Here is a 7,752-nt window from a genome sequence, read left to right on the forward strand (position 1 = left end):
ATGCTAGCACACATTTGCTGAAAAAAACATGAACCAATTCACACTATTTAATTGAGAAGTGTTCAAAACACCTGTCTTTAAAGGTATTGATTTATAGTAAAAATAATTCAGAAATAGTCAAATTAACAGAAAAAACCAAAAAAAATTAATAATAATAAAGCGTTACTTTTACTTGAATAATTAAAAGATCTCTATCAAAAAAATTGAAATTCAGAACCCAATTGAAGATTTCCATACAATTAAAAATGTATTAAATATTAATGTTTAAAATACATGTTTTAATTCAACGAATGTATAAAACACAAAAAATAAAAATATTAAAATATACATCAATTACTTAAAAATATCGTTAGATCAATTATTATAATAAATAACCCAGCAACCTATAATAAGTTAATTTAAAAGACAACCATACAAAAACAACTCTCAATCAGGTTTTATAAAATACAAGAAATTAACTATTCACAATTAAAGGAAAACATTATAGAAATGGATTAATAACAATAATCGCAGATCAAACATTGATCTATTTTTTATTTCTCACGGAAATAAAAAACAGATGCAAGGTGCACTGCATAAAAAAATATATAATTTATAGAAAATAAATCCCTCTTGGATTTTTTGAATTTTGATATAGCAATCAATATTGAGGAAATCAACAATAAAGACTCATTAAATCAAAAAAGCAATAACCACTCTAGAAAAGAAATTAGTTTAGTTAATAATTTCAATATCTGTTTCTTGGAGCAAGAAATTTATGGTAACGCTATAATAAAGGGTATTTCATACAATGAAAAAAATTATTGATGAGAAAAACCTTAACAATGCAATTAAAGCTGAATATCCACATATAAAAACAGAATTTCTTTAGCGGAAATGAAAAAGTTCTGGGTGTTTGAAACAGTTAGTGTTTTTTTCGAAAAAGGTGAGTTAATTGAGTTATAGTCAGGTGAGACTGAAAATGGAGTACGATTCATTCAGGAAAAACAGAAAATACATATTAAAAAATTAATTAATCAAAATGCATCTTTTTTACATGACCAAATTTTAGATACTGGTGAATTTGTTTATGGCTATTTTCCAGCTTTAAACAATGAGATCAAAAGCTATAATACTGTACGACATTGCACTTCAGCTTACGCTCTTATTGAAACTTTTGAAATTGAAAATAATAAAGATTTTTGGCCTAAAATTAATTTAGCTATTCAATATTCTTTAGATAACTTTTATAAAAATATAAATATAGAGAAAGATACAGCGCATATGATTGACTCTCCTTTAAGAGACTCTGAAATAAAGTTTGGGGGGGGGAAATGCCGCAGCAATATTGATGTTATATAAATATCAAGAGATAACAAATATCAAGCTTATGCTGAAAAAAATAGCGAATGAAATTCTTTCCATGATTAATAAAAATGGAGAAACAACTCATGTGTTAGAGTATACCAACTTAGAAATTAAAGAAAAGTTTCGCATTGCATATTATGATGGAGAAGCCGCACTAGCATTATTAAGACTCTATCAGATAAATAATAATGAATTACTCTTAAAAACTGTAAAATTGATGTTCGAAATTTTTATATCAAAATCTTATGAAAAACACCATGATCATTGGTTAAGCTATTGTACAAACGAACTAACAAAAATATGTCCTGATGAAAAATACTATATATTTGGTATAAGAAACTATTTAAATCACATGGATTTTATTAAAAATAAAAAAACTGCTTATACAAATTTTTTAGAAATGATGATATCTACATATAAAATAGTTAGAAGATTAAATATACAAGGCCATAACAAGTTATTTGAATTATCAAAATTTGAAGAGTTAAATTCTTTAATTAATTTAAGAGTCGAATTTCAACGAACTGAATTCTTTTATCTTGAAATTACAATGTATATGAAAAACCTGATAAAATATTAGGTTCTTTTTACGTTAGACATGATCGTTTCCGTACACGTATTGATGATCAAGAGCACAATTTATCTGGATATATAGCTTATTTTTTACATTTCGAGGTTTAAATATGAATAAGAATACAAGTCTTTCATCCAATGACATTACTCAGATTGAGTTCTATAAAATCGAAGAAAAACTTCAAAAGTTAAATATAAATATGATTTTTATGAAAAAAAACCCAAAAAAAATAGTTAAATTAAATAACGATCTAAAGATTGAAGGAAACAATAATTTTTATAACTTAGTTTCGAGTTTATGTACTATCGGTGCATTTTCATACTCTTCTTCAAATTTAGGTTATGGTGTTTCGATTGGTCGTTACTCTAGTTTAGCAACAAATATTAAAATCATGGGGGCACATCATTTTCCTGAATGGATATCTACTTCTCCACATTTTTACTCTGAACAATATCATGATATAGATCCTCTTACGACCACACATCTGGAACGTACTAAGAGAAATGTTTGTATCGGTAACGATGTATGGATAGGTGCTGATGTTGTATTAAAAAGTAATATTACAATAGGTGATGGTGCAATTATTGCCTCTAATAGCGTTGTCACAAAAGATGTTCCTCCTTATATGATTGTGGGCGGTAATCCAGCAAAAATAATCAAAGCGAGATTTAGTGAGAGCATTATTGAAAAATTAACCAACTTAAAATGGTGGCGATTTCATAAAAATGATTTAACCGGTTTAACATTTAATCAACCACTCAACTTCATAGATAAACTTGAACAAAAAATACAATCAGATAACATAATAGAATACTCACCTACAATCATTACAAAAAATGATTTATTACACTCAACCATCAAAAACCTTCCATATTAATTTTTTATAAAAATGGTTAATTATGAAAACTGAATATTTCTTCTTATTCCCTAAAATTGATGAGAAAAAAAATGGGTTGGTTTTTGCCCTATTGAAACGAGCCAAAATATTATATACACAACTGGGTATAGATCCAATTATCATTACTACAGATTTTGATCGTTATTTAGCAAAAAATTATTGGGATTTAATTTCTAATCAACTTGCGCCACCGTCAATTGGCTACCTTAATTTATATGGGAATTTACAAGGTACACATCTGCGCCTTTCCTCTCATCTGCATCATCCACCCCAAGAAACCATGTACAATTCAAATGTTCAAAAAACTCAAATTCCGTCTACTTTAAATCAGCGTTTTCACGATAAAAATAATAAGAATTATTTATATGAAATAAGAAATCAAGAATATCCTACTCTACGTTATGTTAACACTTTCCAGAATGGCATTAAGAATGGCCGGCTGATTTATGATACTTATGGTTTTTTAAGCTGCATTCAAATCATCAACCCTTTAACTAAAACAGTAATAACTGAAACTTATTATCACACAAATGGACATCCCGTCATTATAAAAAACTTTCAATTAAACAAAGACAACAAGAATATTCTAGTCAACATCTTTATTTTAAATAATCATGGCGTTATCACCGAAGTTTTCGACACTGAACATCAATTGATTCAATACTGGTTCTTAATGATTGCTCAGAAATATAAAGATGATTTGATGTACTTGCTAATTGATAGAGCAATTCATTTTTATGAGCCGCTTAGAAAAATAAAACTTGATAATATGCGATTTATTGGAACCATTCATGCTACTCATTTAAATGGTAATGATATTTATAAATCTAGTATTAATCGTCATTACCAAAGCTATTTCAAACATTCTGACTCACTTGATGCATTAGTGATACTAACAGACCGTCAGAAAGAGCATATCCAGAAGCGTTTTAGTTTAGATGAAAAACTATTCGTTATTCCTCATATTTACGAAAAAACGATTCATCAAGTTGATTTTGATAGTCGTGACCCACTTTTTTGTTTAACAGTTGCACGTTATGACAAAGCAAAAAATTTAGATAGTTTAATTCGTGTATTTAGCAAAGTTGTTGAAGTAATTCCAAGTGCATACTTGAACATCTATGGCTTTGGTGCTGAACAAAAATTTTTACAAGCTGAAATTGATGCTCGAAATATGAGTAATCATATCAAACTAATGGGTTACAACGAAAATACTGGCCACCTGTATAATCAAGCAAGCTTATTTTTATTTTCAAGTCGATCTGAAGGTTTTGGTATGGCTGTGTTAGAAGCACTTTGTCATGGTTGTCCCGTTATTAGTTATAATATTGATTACGGCCCTTCTGATATGATTATAGATAACAACAATGGGTACTTAATTACTTTTGAAGACGAAGAATTATTCTCTCAAAAAATTATTTCTTTATTGAAAAATAAGCAAAAGCGGAAAGAATTTAGCGAAGCTGCTTACGCTTGTACACAACTTACAGACCAATCAAAATTTGCTCAAAAATGGCAAGAATTGTTTTTAAAGATTCAATAATGAAGTTATCTAATATTTCTTGGCGTTTATTCATCTTTGTGCAATTCTTATTTTGTACTAATCTAAATGCGAGCTCATCTTGTACATCGAGTAATGCTCCTATTATTGCTCAACTCGATAAAGTTTATTATGCCAATTTAAGCCTACGTATTTTTTACACAAACACTGGTTTAAATGCTAGATCTTCATTAAAGGATGAAAATAAAAAATAATATACCTGACTATATCGAAAATATTGCAATTCAAGCCAATAGTGTTCGTATAGCATGGAATTTTTTAGGTTATCAAGACCTTTTAAATAATCCTCGATATAAAATATTGAATATATTGATATCCATGTACGAAAATTGAATGGCTTAGGTTTAGCTTATGACGACAAACCCCACAGACATACGAATCATCCAATAAAGAAATGCATGTGCTCTTATTCTTGAAGTTAATAGTCAAATCACTAATTTTACAACGGAGTCTTCATTAGTCGTACATGAGCTGTTTCATCTTTATGCATATGGTTACAACATGTTTAAGCAACCGTGGCTAACAGAAAGTATTGCTGCTTGATCTGAGAGCTTAATTATTCAAGGGAATTTGGGTACATATGGTCAAAGAAATTTACCTAGTAGCATTAATAAATTGAATAAATATGTTCTCGTAAGAACTTTATAAATCCTCTCAATAATGGAATCATCTTACACTTCTCCTTGATCAATCTAAAGGCCAGTTAAATTTACCATCAAATATATCCTATGCGCGCTATGGTAATGGTCAACCAGTTTTTCGTGATCAATCGCTCAAAGGTACTCTTTTCACAAGAACTTTTTTAGAGAATCTAGGCAAGCAAGACAATCAGATTTCTAAACTTAATCATTGGAAACCGTATGAATGGAAGGAATCTCGACAACGATTGCCTGAGCTAAATGTGCAAGTACTTTCTGTTCTTTTGAAAAACATTAATCTAGTAAATAGTCAAAATAAAGAAGTTAGAGAATTTCAGCTTTTGTTAAATACCTATGCTGATGGACAAAATAAATAATTCACCCGTAATATTAATATTCTTGAATCTTTGAATCCTCTTTTTATCACAAACCATTAATTTAAAATATAAAAAAAAGAGAAGGCACGCATGCCTTCTCTTTTTAATTAAAAATTTACATCAATGATTCTTGATTAGAACAAAAGTTGATTATTTTGCAATAAGTCATCTAAGGTCACATCTGTATTTTTCAATGTGAGTAGTTCTGCAGAGTTAAACGTAGAACCACTACCATCTCTATCAATACTGATAACAGTATCATCACCAACCTGAGTCACTGTTACAAACTGACCAATATTATCATTACCAACAGCTTGACCTGCCAATAACTCAGTAATATCAATCTTATCTCCTTCTGCCAAGTCGAAATCGGTCCATGTATCATGACCATTTCCACCTAATGCATCAGCATTATCCAGCAAATCGAAGATAACTGTATCAGCACCACCATTAGTAGTATAGGTATCATCACCAGCACTGCCTGTAATGATGTCATTACCAGCACTTGTGTTGTAATTTTCACCAGCATTAATGGTTAATGTTGCGATAGATTCATCACCATTAGGTGCAACAAGTTTATATGTAAACTCATCATTTGCACCACCCGTTAATGCGCCATCTGTTACATCATAAGTATAGCTACCATCAGACTTGATCGATAAGGTTCCATGGTTTCCAACAAAGTCACTACCTGTACTGAGAACTTCAGTCCAAGTCGCTCCACCATCAGTTGACACGAATAGATCTGTATACACAGAGGCTAAAGTATCTGTACCAGCACCATCATCATCTGTATAAATATTACCTGATACAGCATCAATTGGTGTTTTAGTGAAGTCATCTAGATGTGTCGTTTCAATTTGTGTTGTTACTGCAACACCCCCTAACACACCAACACCTGTATTGTAACCTAGTACAAATCGATACTGGCCAGCTTCTTGCTGTTCATATACTTTGCCATTTCCATTTGAGAAAATGCCAAGGAAATCACCAAGACTATTTGCACTGATAGTATCTTTAGTCACCCAAGTTCCATTTTCAAACTTCTGGAACTGTAGTGTTAATGAACCACCGAGACCTAATCCACCCGATGTAGATGCCGAAGCAGTGATGTCTGCAAACGTATTTTCAGCTACTGTAATTACGTCCGTAATGACTGTACCAGATTGACCGAATCCAACAAGCCAATTATGCGAGGCTGAAGGCCCAGCAGCTGTCTCAGTAATATTCGTTGCATCAACACCAATCAGATCAGCATTATCTGTAGCCACTACAGTTACTGCATTCACTGTTGGATTTTCTGCATCCCATGTCAAGCCTAGATCACTGTTTGTACCAATTTGAATAATCAGATTAGCAGTATCAGATTTACCAGTTACTGGGTCAATCACTGTATATTCAAACACTTCGGTCTTACCGATTACCCCAACATCGCTGTTCGGCGTATAAGTGTAACTACCATCCGGACTGATCACTAATGTACCGTAATCACCCGTAATTGTTGTTTCACCTAATACAGCTTGACCATCCACTTCGGATACAACTGCACTAGCTGGTACATCATCTTGACCATAAGCATCATCCGTATCCGTAATGACATTACCGTCAACTGGTGTTACAGCTGTTACTGTAGGCTCCTGAGCAGTGTCATAAGACTTAATAATAATATCAGTCTCAACCCAACCCGGTAGAGTGACTGCATTGAAGCTACTCATGTCAACTTTATATTGACCACTAGTTAGACCAGATAGTTCAAGTTTAGCTACCTCACCAAAGATGCCAATAAAGTCTAGAAGACCTCCTGATGAACTACTACCAACCTCAACCCATGAACCATTTTCAAATTTAGACACTGTAACTGAAACACTGTCAAAGAATGATGCCCACGATCCAGATGAGATTTCCAATGTAACATCAGCTATCTGATCTTCAGCAACTGTGAACTCAGTCGAACCACTAGTTGTACCAATTACAAGTCCGAATGCACCGATGAGCCAACTATAAGAAATTGCGTTATCTAAAGTAGATTCTGTAACAGGGTACTCAAAATCAACCCCAGCTGTTACTAAATTATCTACTGCATCTACTTGGATATCTGGTGCAGTTGCTTCTGTTGGAGCAGATTCATTTCCAGCAACATCTGTCGCAGTCACATCGACCACTTCACCATCATTTAATGGATCTGCTAACTCTACAACATAGTTACCATCTTCATCGGTAACTGCTGTACCAAGGACGTTACCGTCTTGATCCTTAACCGTAACAGTTGAACCAGCTTCTGCTGTTCCACTTACAACCGAACCATCTTCATTGAATTCAGCTGTCGGAGCATCTGGTGCTGTAGTGTCGTCAGCTAG

The 7,752-nt window shown here is 32.2% G+C and carries 3 protein-coding genes and 1 pseudogene; 3 read left to right on the forward strand and 1 reads right to left on the reverse strand.

The annotated features are described in order from the left end of the window. Nucleotides 1-675: 675 nt before the first annotated feature. From EXE30_RS16205 to EXE30_RS13575, 3 genes and pseudogenes are all read left to right on the forward strand, one after another. Nucleotides 676-2,028: pseudogene (locus tag EXE30_RS16205) on the forward strand (poly alpha-glucosyltransferase); the annotation flags it as partial. A gap of 2 nt (nucleotides 2,029-2,030) precedes the next feature. Continuing rightward, nucleotides 2,031-2,798, forward strand: a complete 768-nt coding sequence (locus EXE30_RS13570) for a CatB-related O-acetyltransferase (RefSeq protein WP_130162859.1) — start codon at nucleotides 2,031-2,033, stop codon at nucleotides 2,796-2,798. Between the two features lie 22 nt (nucleotides 2,799-2,820). Next, nucleotides 2,821-4,362, forward strand: a complete 1,542-nt coding sequence (locus tag EXE30_RS13575; RefSeq protein WP_130162860.1) for a glycosyltransferase — start codon at nucleotides 2,821-2,823, stop codon at nucleotides 4,360-4,362. Between the two features lie 1,167 nt (nucleotides 4,363-5,529). On the opposite strand, the gene EXE30_RS13585 is transcribed toward EXE30_RS13575, so the two are convergent. Next, the coding region (locus tag EXE30_RS13585; protein WP_130162861.1) for a BapA/Bap/LapF family large adhesin at nucleotides 5,530-7,752 on the reverse strand (2,223 nt) is incomplete at its 5' end.

Source organism: Acinetobacter halotolerans (assembly GCF_004208515.1).
Classification (GTDB): Bacteria; Pseudomonadota; Gammaproteobacteria; order Pseudomonadales; family Moraxellaceae; genus Acinetobacter; species Acinetobacter halotolerans.